This is a genomic window from Pseudoalteromonas sp. '520P1 No. 423', from assembly GCF_001269985.1.
Lineage (GTDB): Bacteria > Pseudomonadota > Gammaproteobacteria > Enterobacterales > Alteromonadaceae > Pseudoalteromonas.
The window spans coordinates 3,785,636-3,801,859 of sequence record NZ_BBZB01000001.1 but is presented as its reverse complement, the minus strand read 5'-3'; the positions used below and the strand labels follow the sequence as shown (position 1 = coordinate 3,801,859).

General features: G+C 33.9%; 15 protein-coding genes and 2 pseudogenes. 8 read left to right on the top strand and 9 right to left on the bottom strand.

Features of this window, described 5'->3' with window-relative positions:
* Positions 1-104: 104 nt before the first annotated feature.
* The 5 genes and pseudogenes from PSA_RS17355 to PSA_RS26895 all read left to right on the top strand — a co-directional run.
* Positions 105-995 carry an alpha/beta hydrolase gene (locus PSA_RS17355; RefSeq protein WP_042150589.1) on the top strand — a complete coding sequence of 297 codons (891 nt, stop codon included), beginning with the start codon at positions 105-107 and terminating at the stop codon, positions 993-995.
* A gap of 613 nt (positions 996-1,608) precedes the next feature.
* Positions 1,609-1,935, top strand: a complete 327-nt coding sequence (locus PSA_RS27280; protein ID WP_127924211.1) for a hypothetical protein — start codon at positions 1,609-1,611, stop codon at positions 1,933-1,935.
* Positions 1,936-2,569: 634 nt separating this feature from the next.
* Positions 2,570-2,644, top strand: a pseudogene (locus PSA_RS27275) (hypothetical protein); the annotation flags it as partial.
* A gap of 243 nt (positions 2,645-2,887) precedes the next feature.
* Entirely contained in the window at positions 2,888-3,133 is a 246-nt protein-coding gene (locus PSA_RS26455; RefSeq protein ID WP_202865665.1) for an IS3 family transposase, read from the top strand.
* A 115-nt stretch (positions 3,134-3,248) separates the two neighbouring features.
* Positions 3,249-3,431: pseudogene (locus tag PSA_RS26895) on the top strand (hypothetical protein); the annotation flags it as partial.
* Between the two features lie 450 nt (positions 3,432-3,881).
* On the opposite strand, the gene PSA_RS17340 reads toward PSA_RS26895, so the two are convergent.
* The 7 genes from PSA_RS17340 to PSA_RS17310 are packed head-to-tail and all read right to left on the bottom strand — an operon-like array spanning position 3,882 to position 11,350.
* Complete coding sequence (locus tag PSA_RS17340; RefSeq protein WP_042150587.1) at positions 3,882-6,506, bottom strand: hypothetical protein; 2,625 nt, start codon at positions 6,504-6,506, stop codon at positions 3,882-3,884.
* On the bottom strand, positions 6,496-7,284 hold the full coding sequence (locus PSA_RS17335) for a glycosyltransferase family 2 protein (RefSeq protein WP_042150585.1): 789 nt from the start codon (positions 7,282-7,284) through the stop codon (positions 6,496-6,498). Before PSA_RS17335 ends, PSA_RS17340 begins: the two co-directional genes overlap by 11 nt.
* The gene (locus tag PSA_RS17330; protein WP_042150583.1) at positions 7,265-8,284 is read right to left on the bottom strand and encodes a glycosyltransferase family 2 protein; all 1,020 of its coding nucleotides are present in this window, start codon (positions 8,282-8,284) and stop codon (positions 7,265-7,267) included. The genes PSA_RS17335 and PSA_RS17330 overlap by 20 nt, the downstream gene beginning before the upstream one ends.
* On the bottom strand, positions 8,281-9,399 hold the full coding sequence (locus PSA_RS17325; RefSeq protein WP_042150582.1) for an FAD-dependent oxidoreductase: 1,119 nt from the start codon (positions 9,397-9,399) through the stop codon (positions 8,281-8,283). The genes PSA_RS17330 and PSA_RS17325 overlap by 4 nt, the downstream gene beginning before the upstream one ends.
* 3 nt (positions 9,400-9,402) lie before the next feature.
* Positions 9,403-9,753, bottom strand: a complete 351-nt coding sequence (locus PSA_RS24720) for a multidrug efflux SMR transporter (protein WP_042150580.1) — start codon at positions 9,751-9,753, stop codon at positions 9,403-9,405.
* Positions 9,754-10,569, bottom strand: a complete 816-nt coding sequence (locus PSA_RS17315; protein WP_042150578.1) for a sugar phosphate isomerase/epimerase — start codon at positions 10,567-10,569, stop codon at positions 9,754-9,756.
* Positions 10,553-11,350 (bottom strand): pyridine nucleotide transhydrogenase, encoded by a 798-nt coding sequence (locus tag PSA_RS17310; RefSeq protein ID WP_042150576.1) that lies wholly within the window; start codon positions 11,348-11,350, stop codon positions 10,553-10,555. The genes PSA_RS17315 and PSA_RS17310 overlap by 17 nt, the downstream gene beginning before the upstream one ends.
* 320 nt (positions 11,351-11,670) lie before the next feature.
* Here PSA_RS17310 and PSA_RS17305 point away from each other — a divergent pair, with 320 nt between their 5' ends.
* The 3 genes from PSA_RS17305 to PSA_RS17290 all read left to right on the top strand — a co-directional run bounded on the left by PSA_RS17305 (position 11,671) and on the right by PSA_RS17290 (position 14,793).
* On the top strand, positions 11,671-11,985 hold the full coding sequence (locus tag PSA_RS17305) for a transposase (RefSeq protein ID WP_042150574.1): 315 nt from the start codon (positions 11,671-11,673) through the stop codon (positions 11,983-11,985).
* The gene (locus PSA_RS17300; RefSeq protein ID WP_231665283.1) at positions 11,979-12,818 is read left to right on the top strand and encodes an IS3 family transposase; all 840 of its coding nucleotides are present in this window, start codon (positions 11,979-11,981) and stop codon (positions 12,816-12,818) included. The genes PSA_RS17305 and PSA_RS17300 overlap by 7 nt, the downstream gene beginning before the upstream one ends.
* A 544-nt stretch (positions 12,819-13,362) precedes the next feature.
* A complete protein-coding gene (locus tag PSA_RS17290) occupies positions 13,363-14,793 on the top strand; it encodes an NCS2 family permease (RefSeq protein WP_042150559.1) in 1,431 nt (476 codons plus the stop codon).
* Between the two features lie 218 nt (positions 14,794-15,011).
* Here PSA_RS17290 and PSA_RS17285 read toward each other — a convergent pair whose 3' ends face one another.
* Both PSA_RS17285 and PSA_RS17280 read right to left on the bottom strand, forming a co-directional pair.
* Entirely contained in the window at positions 15,012-15,314 is a 303-nt protein-coding gene (locus PSA_RS17285) for a type II secretion system protein (protein ID WP_052380186.1), read from the bottom strand.
* A 180-nt stretch (positions 15,315-15,494) separates the two neighbouring features.
* Positions 15,495-16,211 carry a hypothetical protein gene (locus tag PSA_RS17280; protein WP_042150557.1) on the bottom strand — a complete coding sequence of 239 codons (717 nt, stop codon included), beginning with the start codon at positions 16,209-16,211 and terminating at the stop codon, positions 15,495-15,497.
* Positions 16,212-16,224: the final 13 nt, after the last annotated feature.

Here is a 16,224-nt window from a genome sequence, read left to right as displayed (position 1 = left end):
AAGTGCTTTTTTAATTTTAACATTACACTTGTAATTCTATTGATTACATGTGTAATATATTGGTGTTGTGAATTTACTAAATATTAAAATACAGAGCGAAAGTTATGAATAAGATAAAAATATTATCCGCTAATTTTATGTTTTGGCTGTTAATTGTTCTAATAGGCATAAGTACGAATAGTAATGCAGCAGAGTTTAAAAATCATATTAATGGTATGTATGATGCTGGTGGCATAAAACTTCACATTGAATGTTATGGGGATAAATCACCTAGCATTATTGTTCAATCCGGTTTTAATGGTTATGGCTCTGAAGATGAGTGGGGGGCTGTAATAGAAAAAATGAGTCAAAAAAACAGGATTTGTATTTATGATCGTGCACATATGGGAAAAAGCGATAAATTATCAAAAGCATACAATATCAATGATATTAGCGAGCAGCTTCATACGTTATTAAAAAACGTGGATGTAAAGCCGCCTTATATAATGGTTGGTCATTCGTACGGTTCGTACCCTGTGAAAGCATATAATCACCTTTACTCTAGTGATGTTGTAGGTATTTTACTTATTGATCCTAGCCAATATGGGCAGTGGTCTAATCGAATAGCTAAATGGAAACCTGAATCAGAGCAATATAGCAAAGATCAAGAAGCTGATCGCTTAGAGGAATTATCATATTGGAATGAACCAATGAAAAACATAGGCTTTCATGACCTTAAAGCTAATGAAAAAATAATCAAAGAAGCTGATGATTTTGGAGACACGCCTTTTGTTCTTTTATGGGCAAAGAACGGTATTTGGACCCCTGGAAAAGATCTTGGGAAAAATAAGGTGTGGACTAGGATGAAAAACATGTATTTAAAAGCGATTGAAGACATGAATAAACTTTCAACTAATATGAGAGTAGAGTTCTCTAGAACCACAGAGCATAATATCCATTTTTATGAACCTGAAACTGTCATCGAGCAACTGAATTATTTAATAGCGCAACAATAAAAGTAGTTTGCTCGGATAAATTGTATGCGAATAAGTAGACTATTTATTACTTTGATATTTTTAAATTCACTGTAATATCTGATTTTTGATATAAAACTAAATTCTCAAATCCCAAGCCATAAAATGTGAAAATCTCTAAAACTAGTTTATAGTTAAATCTAAACAGCAGGGATAATCTGACCAGCTAAAAAATCCTCACTCATTTTATATCGCGCATACAGTACTTTTTCTTATCGCCATTCTGGTTTATATTACTTCTTGGTTTATTCCTGCTGGGCAGTATGACCCTATTGAATATAATTCAGATAAATACATGTTTATATTGAGTACAAATAATTCACAAATCGAATTACTAGTAACAGAAAAAACAATTTCTGAGTTAGGAATAAAAGTAAAGTTAGCAAGCTTTACGCAAGGAAAAATTTTAAAACCAATTGTAATTCCTAATACTTACGAGCAGCTACCTAAGATGTGATTGATTTTTTACAATCATTCTTAAAAGGTTCTTATAATACGATAGATATTATTTTACTTGTATAAGTGGTTGGAGGCTTGATAGGTTTAGTTGGAGCCACAGGGGCTTTTGATAAAGGTATGTATGCGCTTTTAATATATTAAAAGGAAAGGAACAACTCCTTATTGTATTTTCTTTTTTACTTACTGGTATAGACGGTATGACGTTTGGGATGGCAGAAGATCTAATTGCTTTTTACCCTATTTAAATTCTTGTTTTTTTAGTTGCAGGCTACGATGTATTAGTACCACTAGCAACTTTGTATTTAGGGGCGGCTACCGGGCTTTAGGGGCAACTATAAACCCGTTTAGTGTCATAATAGCTTCTAACTCTGCAGGTATTAATTGGACTGTTGGTACTGGTTTAAGAGTCGTTATATTAATTACGGCAAGTATCATCGTTTATTTTATATTCTTCACTATGTAAAAAAAGTAAAAAAAGTAAAAAATGACCCTAGCCAATCTTTGATATTTTTTGCTAAACAAGAGAATATTAATCATTTTTTTAAATCAGATATGGATTCAATAGGAAAGTTAGATAGAAAAGTAGTGATTATTTTAACACTGTTCTTCGGTACCTTTGTCACTATGGTTTATGGGGCAATAAGCTTGCAATGATGATTTTGGAAATGACAACTGCCTTTTTTACAGGTGCTATTTTGATTGCTTTAGCCGCGCCGGGATGACCGAAAAAAGCATAGTAAATAACTTTGTTAATGGTGCTCAGAGCTTATTAAGTATTGCACTTATTATTTGCTATGGCTAGGAGCATAACTGTTTTAATGGAAGATGATTTGATCAGTGACACTATTTTTTATTATTCGTCACTATCTTTATCTGGTATGAAAGATTGGTTATTTATTAATATGATGATAATCAACTAAGGACTAGACGTTATTATCTCTTCAAGTTTAGGGCTTGCTGTTCTTACTGAGTCAATATTTGCTCAATTAGGAGGCTCTATTGGAGTTGGTCGAGTGGACTTCCTAGACTTTGCTAGACACTTAAAAGAGTTACAATGTAACTAAAAAAGAGGTGTTTATGAGTAAAGAAAACGTTATACCCAAGAATTTAAAGTTGAAGCTGTAAAGCAAATCACTGAATGTGGTTATTTAGTTTCAGAAGTGTCAGAATAGTTAGGAATTTGTACTAAAACCTTATATCACTGACGGAGCCAGTTATCTAAAAAAACCTAAACTAAAACAATCTTCTGATGATCAATTAAAAATCGCAAAACTTGAATCTGAGCTAAAACGCGTAACAGCGGAGAGAGACATCCTAAAAAAGGCCGAAAGGTACTTTGCCAACAATCCAGAGTAAAATACTGTTTTATTAGAAACCATCGTAACGAGTTTTCAGTTATATTTATGTGTCGTGTTATGAAGTTAAACCGCAGTGGTTTTTGTGTATGCTTAAATAAACCACAAAGCGATAGAACGATTGAAGACAATCGTTTATTTAAGCTTATCAAGGAGTTTTATGTTGCTAGTGGTGGTACTTATGGCTGTCCTTGGATCTACCAAGGTTTACGTGAGATTGGTGAACAATGCAGTGTTAATCGTGTTGCAAAGGTAATGCGACAGCATTATTTCAAAGCAAAAATAGGTTTAAACGACACTACATAAAAGGTGGTAAACCATATTGAGTCGCCGATAATTTGTTAGCACACCAATTTAATCCGTCTGCTCCTAATCAATCGTGGGTAAGTGATATTACCTACATTGAACGAATGAAGGTTTTTTATATTTTGCAACCGTGATGGTTCTATTTTCAAGACGGATTGCTGGGTGGTCAATGGATAGAAATATGGATAAGCAATTAGTGATAAAAGCTTTATTAATGGCTGTTTATCAACGCCAACCAAAATCAGAAGTTAGGTGTATAGCGATCAAGATAGCCAATACGGCAGTGCTGATTAGCTAGCATTCATGAAATAACATAACCTAGTTCCATCGATGAGTCGAAGAGGAAATTGTCATGATAATGCTGTTGCTGAAAGCTTTTTTGCAACGATCAAAAAACGCATTGTCTGAAATAAGATATACACAACTCGTAATGATGCGAAAGCTGAGGTATTTAATTTATAGAAATGTTCTTCAATCCTAAAAAGCTTCACTCATACACTGCGGTATTTCACCAGCTAAGTTTGAAGAAGATTATTTTCTGAATTGAAATCTGTCTAGTGAAATCAGGGAAGTCCACCTGTTTTTCATTGAGTCACCTATAAAAATACTGAGATGAATTATATCTCCTCTAACTAGTTGGTCAAAATTACTGTACCACTACACAATTAACAAACACAAAAATACTGTCACAGTAGAGCTTAATGTTAGTGGAGAACTCTAGTCCTCCACCAACTTTATCACTTATAAATTAATCTTTTATGTGGAAGTTATATTTATAGGCCTCAATTTTATTTAAGGTCACTTTCTTATTATTACAGCTATCAATATCAACTCGGATTCCCAAAATTTCAGAAGAGGTTCTCCAGTCGTAGTTCATATGTATGGGGATTACGTTGTCGCCATTGCCTATATTAAATCTTATTGACTTAGCTTCACTAAAACCACCCCCATCATCCCAAAATAATTGAGAGTTACATATGACATCTTTACTTAGACTAAAGTTTAAATTTATTAAATCAATCTCTAATGGCCTAAGTTGATTCTTTATATCATATAAGAGCCAAGGATCCTTGCCACTAACAATATTGCTAAAATTATTAATACTATTACTCTTAGAAAATGATTCATCTACTCTAGCATTTACTAGGTTAGACAACTGATTGCTTAGAGCACTACCCCATTTAATTGGAAGTAAACCAAATTGGTTAGTAGAGTATTTTTGTTCAAAAGAATTATTAACAATGAAGTCAAGTTTATTTTCTATAGATGAGAATACTTCAGGTGAAACAAGATAGTCTCTACCCTTAAATGATATAAACTTAAAGTTTAAGGATGATAAGTAATTAAAGAAAAGATGATACCGACGAACTCCATTAGAAACTCTTATTATTTCCACATTAGAGTTTTTAACTTTGACTAACTCTTTGTTTTGTAACTCTAAGCTACTTACATTAAGAATAGAATGATTTAAAGTTGGCGTTAATTTATCATAGATTGAATAACGAGCACTTTGCGTAACATATTTATCTATTAATAAAAATGTCTCATTGCTTGATAAATTACTAATAAGCTCATACTCGTTTTTTAGGTCTTGATACCTTCTTTTCTTTATAAAGCCATCACCTAAATTAGGTATTTCATTTTCATCTATTAATATGTGCTTATTATCAATGCCTTTGTCTGAAAATACGCGATGGAAATTGTTAATACCTTTAATTTTAATCCATGCAGGGTTGCTAGTAATGAAGTAAATAATTATAAAAAGTGATGATAATATCAACTTAGTGACTTTATTAAGTTCAACACTCTTGTTGTTGATGAATGCAAAAATCATTGGTGCGCAGAAGGCTGTGAAAAGAAAGGCTCGAGAAAATCGACCATCAGCTCTTCCTTCAAGATAGGATAAAATGACGAAGGGGAATATAATAAAAAAGCAAAGCCACAATATATTGTCTTTATTAATAACCAGATTTTTAGTATAGATAAGAAAAGAAAGGACTATGGGTATTAATACCCATAAATTACTTTTTAACAATGATTCGAAAGTGCCTGAATTTCCCCAGTAGAATAAGTTACTTGAGCTATTTGATAGAACATAAGCTACTGATGAAGTAATATAATTAAAAAGGAAAATTAAAATAAGCATCCCAATAATAAACGAAATAGATTGCAATTTATTAGGGTGATATTTATGAATGACTATCTCTTTTAAGTGATAAATAAGAATAGGAAGAATTACAAGTCCGAAAGCAATGGCAAACGCATTATAATAAACAAAGTAAAAAAAGGAGAATAATAATGAGGCTATCATGAAGTTGTAACTATCATTTACTACTCTTTTACTACTTAGTATACAAATACCAATTAATATCGGTGCGTAATGTCCTGTGAAGGGCAGGCCGATACATAAAAGAATTAAGAGGATAAATTTACTATAGAAAAAGCCAAGAACTCCCAACGCTAATATTACTGTAATCAGTGCTGATAGTTTTAAAGACAATCCGATGGTAGTATAACCACCGTCGTAGAAAGTGTTATTCAATAAACCTGTAAAAGTATGCATAAAACCTTTAGTAGGAATATATTCTGAGTAATATGCTTGATTTAAAGTAATGCCCTGATGAAAATTAGTAAACACCTCACCAAGGTGATACTCATCTAAAGCATAAATCCGACTACCTTCACCTATTAATGCTACGCAAACAAAAACCAAAAATGAGAAATTAATTTTGCTATTATTTTTCATTACATCATTAATTGAAATGATTAGCGTAATCAAAGATATAAAATAGATAAGGTAGCTTAAATTATCAGAAGGGGGGAAATGAATGACGTCACCGTTAAAAATATAACTTTCATTCAAATAGACTAAAGGCGAAACAGAAAAAAATAATTGAGAGACTAACGGTGCTCTTTGCTTAAAAGAGAGCGAAATCACCATAATTGAGATAATAAACACATTTCGATTAAATGTTGAGTAATGCTCCCACCCTATTATGCTAAATAAAACCTTACTAGATAAGTAAGAGAAAAGTACAACCAAAAGGAAGTCAAAAATAATGGACGTAAACTTATTGCTTTTTATTAGGGGTAGGAATGTTAAGAGGCTACTGTATCCATTTATACATTTCGTTATGACTTTAAATTTATCAAAAATAAAGAAAGAGAAAAGAAACAGACTGAATAATATAAGTAAAAATCTATAGTCGGTAAGTTTGCTATATGAAGCATTAATGGTATCCCCATATATAAATTGATCATAGGGGTCAATGTTAATTATATTAATTTTGTAATATAATATAGCTATCATCAAAGAGAATATAAATGCCACAATAAGGTGTATAGATTGGGATAGGAAGTTATTACTTTTCATTGTAAAACCCTAAAGAAGTTTTAAATAAAGTTTTGATAACGCCTAAATTACCTTTTATTGGTGATATTTTAGTTGGCACTTTTCCCTTCGGATAAGTTCTTGTTACCGGGATTTCTATACATTTAAAACCTTTTTTTGCTGCTGTAATAGCTAAGTAATAATGAAACTCATAACTTGTGAATACATCTCTAAATACAGCCATATTATCATCAAGTAATAAGTTTTTGCTGTAGGCTCTGAAGCCATTCGTAGTATCTGTATACTTAAAACCTGAGGCCATTCTCATCATTGGCACATGTAAAAGTTTTAGTCCTAGTAATCGGGATATTGGTGTGTTAATAGCCTTACCTCCAGGGATAAATCTAGAGCCTTGAATATGGTCATAACCTTCTTCTAGTTTTATGACAAAATCATTTATATTTTTAACACTATCCTTATTATTGCCATCAATTACTACGACTCCTTTGTAGCCCTTTTTCAGCGCCCAAGAAAAGGCAATTCTCATTTGGCTACCAAGCTTGCCTGCTTCTTTCTTCACGAGTAATGTATTAACATTCAATGCTTGCAGTGTTTGTGTATCTGTTGACCCATCCGTACTTCCTCCATCAGATATGATGACATCCACATTTAGATGAGAATCTTTCATTCGTTGTAATTGTTTATGTAGCTTTTTGCCTTCATTGATAACAAATATTGCAACACAATAATCGTGCCTTTTTTTTGAAGTAAACACTTCATCATAACTTGGAACTTGATGATTAGCTGAATGTATTATCATTTATTCTTTCCTGTTTGTTATTCATTTCATTATTAACTGAGGTGAATAAAACATTGCTACGATTCTCATTTAACATAACAGAGCTATTTTTCTCATATACAACGTTATAATCTTTGTGTTCACTACGGTCATTTAATAACCTAGCTAGATACTCACCAAAAAATGATAGCATCGTGAATAAAATGGCAAATAACATTGACATAAAGAGGATTGTTGTTGTCCAACCTGAAGCTACAGTGTCATTAATTAAATGTACTAATAGGCTATAAATTGAAAAAAACATAGCTAGAATACTGCCTATAACGCCTAAAAAACTCATCCAACGAAGTGGTTTTGTTGAGTTAAACACCATATGATGAAGAGTTTCAGTTATACCACGTGTTATGTTCTTTTTCTTATTGGTATGTGTGTATTGATTGGCATCGAATGGGTGGAGATTATAACCAATATTGGCCATTCTCATATGCAATTTGCAGTAGTAACGGCCTGACTCTGTAATGGCATTGACAGATCTTCTGCTAAAGCAAAACGTTCCTGTACTGTCATTTGGCAATGTATACCCTATAGATTTTAGCAACCCAGTTGATACTATTTTAATTTTCTTATAAAAATAAGAAGTTACTTTATTTGATGTGCATATAATAATATCATTACCTAATAAAGCATATTCCATTAATGGCAATACTATTTCTACATCATCACTTTCAATATTTAAATTGATAACAAAATCTCCGATTGCATTCTCTAGCCCAGCAGCAAGAGCAACATCATTACTTTCCTCTTGAGATAAACGGATATGCCTTATCGATTGATGAGTTGCAAGTGATTTTGGGAGCTCGTTCTCTAAACCATCTTTGGAGTTTTGATCGATAATGACAATTTCATAGTCATTAAGGTGATGGTCTAAGTATGGGGATAGTTTATCTATATACCCTATTAACTTCTCTGTTTGATTTTTAACGATTAATACAACAGAGATAAAAGTATCGCTTTTTATCATTTATCTAATCCTAATTCATTAATTGTTTGTATCACGTCATACACATTATCAATTTTCCCACCCATTACGCAGTGTAAGCCTTCTAATCCATAATTTGCTTTAAATAAAATCGGGCGTGAATCATCTGTACCACTGCGAGGCAAAATTGTTTTTACTTCCCATAACGATTCTTTATAATTTATATCTTCTAGCATCGGGATATAACGTTGAGCATCTAATTGCATTTTTTTAAATGCACTTTTTCGCAGGTTTTCTTTTGCCAATTTATGAGCATTTAAATAAGAATTTTCGTTATTATCATCCCACTCGTAATGTGGTGTATAACGTACATGACTAAAAGAATGTGCTTGTTTAGATGGAAAAGGCATAATGGAAAAAAATGGACCGCACATTACAGTAATACCAACTTTTTTCAATTCATCAGGGACATCAACAATGCACATTTCTGTCATTTCATGTCTTAAAGGAATAAGTTCAAGACTCGACTCTGATAAGACAGAGTTCAACAATGAATAAGTGCAGTTAAACACTTGTTTGCTCGTAACCTTTTGTATTTCTGTACCTGAGGTAACGGTAAGCTCTAAGTTAGAATTGTTTTTTTTAATTTTAGACACTTCGTGATTAAACAAAATTTCAACATTATTATTTTGCAATCTGTTTAACATAGTTTCTTTCAAAAGGGTTGAATTAAATGCAAACTCCTTTACCTTGAAGATGCTATCAATCATATTAGGTTTAACTAACTGATGTATTGCCGATGATGCAGGCTCGTGCGATGCACCTATTCGATCACAGAACTTTTCAAATTGGTTAGGGGTAACTTTACCTAACCGATTAGATATCATGTAATACTTATCAAAATCATTATCAATACATGATGCGAACTCGTCAACAAACCGAGGAAAAGAGATGCGTGAACGTAAAGCTGTAAGGACGCTTCTAGGGTAATGATACCCATTATGAACACGAGCCTGATTGTTATATGAAGCTCTTTGCATCGCATCGTTTTCTTTTTCGATGATCAATACTTTTTTGTTCAACAGAGAGTAATATTCGGCAAGATATAAGCCAAAAAAACCACCGCCAATAATTGTGATATCTACATTTTTATACATAAGTTAATTAATTGTTAACGCAACAACCCCAAGAGTTATTAATAAGATGCCTGCTATATTGATAGGAGAGAGTGTTTCACCAAAAAAAGCAACTGAAGCGATTGCGACTAACGCAATGGAGCCGCTAGTTAATGTAGGGTGGGCTACATTTAAAGGTAGGTATGTTAGAGCAACGGCATAGAGTATGAAAGCTAATCCATACAGGCTAAGCCCCGAGACTAACGGAATGTTTCCAATGATAGACAACGGCTTACTAAGCTGTATTGGTGCGGATGTATTAGTCATCGCAACCTTAATCAAAACACTTGCTGATGCATTTGAAAAAATACCCAAAACCAAAATTAACCATTTCATCTATAAGCCTCTATAAACTTGTTGCATTAGCTCTATTGCATTTCGTATTTGCTTAATTGATGAGTAAGAGTTGGTTGTTAGCATTTCAATTGTCATAGGCATTTCTGGCAAATAGGTTTGTATCGCTTCAGCTGCTTTTTTGTGATAGGGGTTATTTTGGTTCAATGGAGCAAGTTGTGGTTCACTAATATGAATGTGATGAATAATGGGCGCTACTGATTTTATAATTTTAGCAGGGTCTTCATTGTTGATATCCATTGCACCAATATCAAGCTGCATTCGAATATGAGCGTGATTAACTTCTTGTACAATAACCGCTGTATCAATGCTGTTCGTCATAAAGTTCGCTTGATAACATTCAGGGTTAGGCTCTAGACATATAACAACACCATAACTCTCAGCTATAGCACCTAAGCGTCTAAAGAAATCGACCGACATTTTTAGTGTTTGATTATCGTCTAAATGAGAGCGGTCTCTGTTTTTAGGTGAGCCAAAAACAAGTTTTTTCGCACCAAGAGAGCTTCCTATTCTACAAATATGAGTTAAATGCTGTAAAAGCAAGTTTTGTGTTTCACTTGTTCCAAAAACATTAAGGCCAGTAGTACCAAACAAGAGGGCTTGCATCCCAATAGGTTCGACTCCCTTACTATTCCAGTAATGCTTTACCTCTAAGATTTTTCTTTCTTCTGCTTGGCTAGGTATGTCAAAGTATTTTGGAGGTGCTATGTCGATGTAAGGAACGGCATAGTCGTTTAAAACTTTAGCAACATCCTCATCCTTGGCTACATCCCAAGCAATATTAGAGATTGATATCATTATTCACCTCTTTCTTAGTTTCTGATTGAGCATAAGAACGAATCGCTAATAATGTTTCTTTTTTAGAGTATTGATAAGGTTGCTCAGTATGAAATAAATGAGAGACCTCTGTTTGAAAGTCATAACTAGCAGGCGTATCACTTAATTTATTGTCAAAATCTAAGTTAAAACACTCTTTTGCAATATCACTAACAGATAATGGTTCAGCCGTTAAATGTAAAAGATTACAGTTGTTCTTAATAGCAACTTGGATATCTGGCCATAAGTTTACCATAGGGTAAAACTGGAAAACACCACCGCTATCTATAGCCTCTAAATTATTGTTGTTTAAAAAGTCATAAATGATATTCTTTTTAAGCCCAGGGCCAACTAGGCCTGGTAGGCGAATGATAAGATGATTTAAAAAATTAGCCTTTACAAACTCTTCAAGCTCATACCTGTGGAGGCCGTAGGGATGAAGACCCGATGTGTCAATTGAAGTTGATTCAGTTGCTTGATTAGGGTTTTGAAAGACATCTACCGTACTAATTAATATGAATTGTTCACATTTTATGGTCGACAAATGTGAGATTAAGTCTTGTATACTCTGTTTATCTTGCTCTGGATCCTTGTTCGCTAACCATTTCACAGCGGGAGCTCCAGCACAAACGACAGTATCAAATGACTTGTTTCTAATCTCAGTTATATTAGTTGAGCGGTATAAGCCATTGAATTTTTTTTGTTTTAAAAGTGTGCTACCGACAAATCCACTGTAACCTATTAAGGCATCTTTTTTAGTCATTATATTTTTCCAGTTAGCATTATCATATATGTATAATTCTATCAATAATACAAGCTACAAGCTACAAGCTACAGCTTGAAATGTGTTTTACTCTTCTTAAGTTTCTAAAATTAAAGAGTTTTAATTCAGTTGTAACTTTGTGTAACGGTAAAATTTAACTAGAGGCTACGTTTTAGGTATTATCTAAAATAACAATGGTAAAATGCAAAAAATATTATGAGCTGAATTCAAACGTGAATGTATAAAGCTTGTAGTGTAAAGGTAGAATTTAACTAGAGACTTCGTTAGAGGTATTATTATCAAAAATAACGAGGTCAAAAATGCCAAAGAAAATATTATCAGCAGAATCTAAACGTGAATGTGCAGAGCTAGTGATTGTACATGGCTACAAACATAAAGATACAGCGGTAGCTATGGGCGTAGGGTTATCTTCAATTCAGCGTTGGATCAGTCAGTATAAAAAAGAGCAACAAGGTATCACACCAAAAGCGAGTGCTTTATCTCCTGAACAAATACGTATTTTAGAGTTAGAAAAACAAATAAAACAGTTAAAAAGTGATAATCAACTATTAAAAAAAGCGTCGGCCTTTTTCGCTATGGAAATGAACAACGGCAGCAAGTGGCTGTTATGTTGAAGAAGGCAGGAAATAAAGTTCAGAAAATTTGTCGGTGCTTATCGATTGCGGCAAGTACATTTTATTATCGTTCAAAGCCTAAAGTTATAAATGCTGAACAAGTAACACTCGAAGCGGCCATGAAGCAAGTTCATGTTGATATGGATGCAACTTATGGCAAACGCAGAATGCTAATAGAGCTTCAGTCGATGGGTTTTAACCTAGGTATTCATAAAGTTAGAACAGTAATGAAGCGGTTAAAGCTTGTAGCTAAACGACCTAAGCAACATAGTTATCCATCAGGTGGTAAAACATCAGTTATCGCACCAAATCACTTGAATAGGCAATTTAACCCTGAGCAGCTAAATACACTTTGGTCTGGCGATATTACCTATATCCGAACACAACAAGGCTGGCTTTATTTAGCTGTGATTATGGATTTATGCTCGCGTAAAGTAATTAGTTGGGCATTCTCAGATAAACCAAATAGTGAGTTAACAACAAGAGCAATACGCTTAGCAGTAAATAAACGACAACCAAATGATGACGTTATATTCCATAGTGACCAGGGAGTCCAATATACGAGTGAAACATTTCAAGAAACGCTAAATGAATATGATATTAAAGCGAGTATGAGTCGCCGAGGAAATTGTTTAGATAATGCTGTTACAGAAAGGTTTTTTCGCAGTTTAAAATCTGAGCGAGTTAATTATCGTCGTTATCAAACGAGGAGTGAAGCGATAGCCGATATTATTGATTATATAGAACCATTTTATAATCAAAAGCGCCGCCATTATAAGTTAGGAAATATTTCACCAGCAGAATATGAAATGAAATTACTAAAAAGTGCCTAAAGAAGTCTCCAAGTTGAGTTGACCATTACAGTAAGTTTTATTTTAGGTTTTAAAAATTTAACTAAGGTTTGATTTCTAAAATCCTTTGTTGCAAATTTCCCATTAATATCAATTTGTATATATAAGTGTAATAGGGCGCTATCACATATATGTATTAAGTTTTTGTAGTAGTTTGTATTTTGGGTCATAGTAAAAATCCATTTATTCTTCCCCTGTTTTTATATCGTTAAAAATAAGTTTTTTCCTAATCTATTTTATATCTATTCGCTCTATTTAGACTCTTTTAATGGATTTTAGCAGTAAATATGCTGTTTTTTTATTGTATAGAAGTCGATTTACTTTGTTTAATCACAATACAAAAAAGGGACATATATTCTTGTGTTTAGCTGCATAATTAAAAATCAAATTTAGCGTTAAAATTAAACAATTAAAAGTCGACACTTGTGTCAATAGTGATTAGTGTTGATGTTGCTAGCGTGTTAATAAAATAAAACTGTCAAATAATAAACCTTATATTGATAACATAAACGAGAGAACTGAAACCATGGAACAAGTAAATCAGTCAGTTAATAATCATTCTGCCCGGGTCGGGTTGTTAGAGCGATTATTTAAACTATCAGCACATCGAACTAATGTTAAAACAGAGCTTATGGCTGGGTTAACGACCTTTGTCACTATGTCTTACATCATGTTTTTAAATCCAATAATCATGTCTAAAACCGGCATGCCATTTGACGGATTATTCCTTGCGACCTGTTTAGGTGCAGCTATTGCCACAATTTTTATGGGCTTATATGCAAACTGGCCAGTTGGTTTGGCGCCGGGTATGGGGCTTAATGCCTTTTTCACCTTTACCGTTGTTTTACAAATGAATTACAGCTGGGAAATCGCACTTGGGGCAGTGTTTCTTTCGGGTTGTTTGTTTGTAATTATGAGTGTAACTCGGCTTAGGGCGTGGATGTTAGAGAGCATACCTATGAGTTTACGGCTTGCGATGACCGCAGGTGTCGGATTGTTCTTAGGATTTATAGGTTTGCGCTTTACAGGCATAGTTGTGTCTAACCCAGATAATGTTGTTGCATTAGGTGATTTGACACACTTTGGTTTTGGTGAATTTGGACCTGAAGCACCTGCGCTTGGTTTATTAAGCTTTCTATTAATTGCGGTTTTAAGTTACCGCAAAGTATTTGGCGCTGTGATTATTGGTATTGCAGTAACCACAATAGTGGCATTTATGATGCCTGGTGACTTCTTTACGGTTGCAGAAAAAGCAAAAGCTTGGGCACCAGCTTCGGGATTTGTGTCTTACCCCGGTGGTGGCTTATTAGCTATTCCTGATTTTGCTGCAATTGCGCCTATTTTTATGAAGTTAGATATTATGGGCGCACTTGAAGTTGCTATGATCCCTGTAATTGTGACTTTCTTATTTGTAAATATCTTTGATACTGCGGGTACCTTAATGGGTGTGGCAGAGCGTGCTGGTCTTCAAGATGATAAAGGTAATATTAAAGGTTTGAATAAGTCTTTAAAAGCTGACTCTATCTCTTCTGTAATTGGTACTGCATTTGGTTGTCCACCTGTGACCTCTTATGTTGAATCGGCTGCGGGTGTTTCAGCTGGTGGTCGTACAGGCTTAACTGCTGTCGCTATCGGTGGTTTGTTTGCACTGGGTGTATTCTTTTTACCATTAGCTCAAATGTTGCCTGGATTTGCTGTAAATGGCGCATTAATTTATGTTGCTATGGTGATGATGTCGTCACTTAAAAACATTGACTGGAATGATATGACAGAGTTTGCGCCAGCGGCATTAACCACAGTTATGATGGCATTTACTTTCTCTATTGCTAACGGTATTGCAATTGGTTTTATTACTTATACAGTGATGAAGGCGGGTACTGGTAAACATAAAGAAATATCATCAGGTGTTTGGGCGTTAACGGCACTGTTTGTTGCTAAGTTTATATTTTTACCATAAAATTTTTACCATACTTATGCGATTTAGCAGAAGTTAAATTTATAGACTAAAATTAAATTGTTAAGCAATTAAAAACTCCATAGCCTGCGGGCATGGAGTTTTTTATTTTATAGAAACAATGCCTGTTTCACTATTGTATGTAATCAAACCACTGTCTTTAAATGGCTTGTATTCACAAGTCGCATGGTCTCGCTGAATATCAATATCACCACTTTGCATCAATGAAAGCCATATATTCTTGCAATCTTGGTGGGTATGTATTGCTGATGGGTGATTATTGGCAACAAAAAATTTAGCGTATACCCATTTAATACAAGCTGATTAGGCTCTCCTGCTATGATATGTTTTCCTTTTAATAGTGCTAGAGAATCTACTAAGGCTGCTTTATGGCCTTTTAGGGATGCTTGAGTTGCATCATCATTTAGGTTTAAAAACTTAGGTAAAGCAGATAATGATAAGATTGATAAAACTATAATGGTAATGATCAGTTCAGTAAGGGTAAAGCCTGTATTTTTGCTCATGATGTAAAACTTAAAATGAGGTTGGATTGTTATTTATAACGAATTAATGATATTAAATTTGTAATCTTATTATGTGGTTTTGTGATTAATTTAGAATGGTAATATAAGGTCAAAAAAAAGCAGCTTTTCAGCTGCCCTTTGATTGCAATTTGGAATGATGAATTGGTTGGGGGATTTGTATTAAAAGTGCCACTGAAGCAATAGGTTAGCGTTTTTCTCTGTGATGCCATCTATGCCAAACTTGTTGTGCCAATATACATACTCAATACCGGCATATAATTTGTTCTTTTCAACACCCATATGTTGGCCAAAGTCATATTTAAGTTGTGATGTGATGTTATAGCTAGAGACTGAACTATCTGTGCTATCAACAGCATCCATAAAACCATCGTAAACAAAACCATCAGCAAAAGGGAATGCCCAAGCAAGAGTCAGCTGATTGTTTGCATCACCATGTTCATTGTTTCTACGGTATAGGTTTACGTTGAAGAAAGTTGAACCAGGAATATCAAGGTTAACACCTGCACCTAATAAGTAGTTATCTTGTGACATACCAAAAGCACCAGATGAAGAACCGTATTCCCACTGAGTTGCTACGTATACATCTTTAATAAAGCTTTCTTTTTGCCGCATAAGGTTAAAAGTCATGCCAACTTCGCCATACACTTCTTTATCGTCACTATTTTTAGGGCTTAATCTATCTACAAAAGCAAATATGTTTCCCCAGGTATGACCGCTGGCATGCTCAAGTGTGAAAACATTTCTTTCACTTTCACCTACTTCATAATCACTACCTTTAAGTAAAGTGAAGCTAGTATCGCTCCAAAATTGCTTGGCACTTACTGAAGTTGATAAAAGCGCAGTTGCTATTAACGCTGAATATACTTTTGCAGACATAGATGTTCCCTTA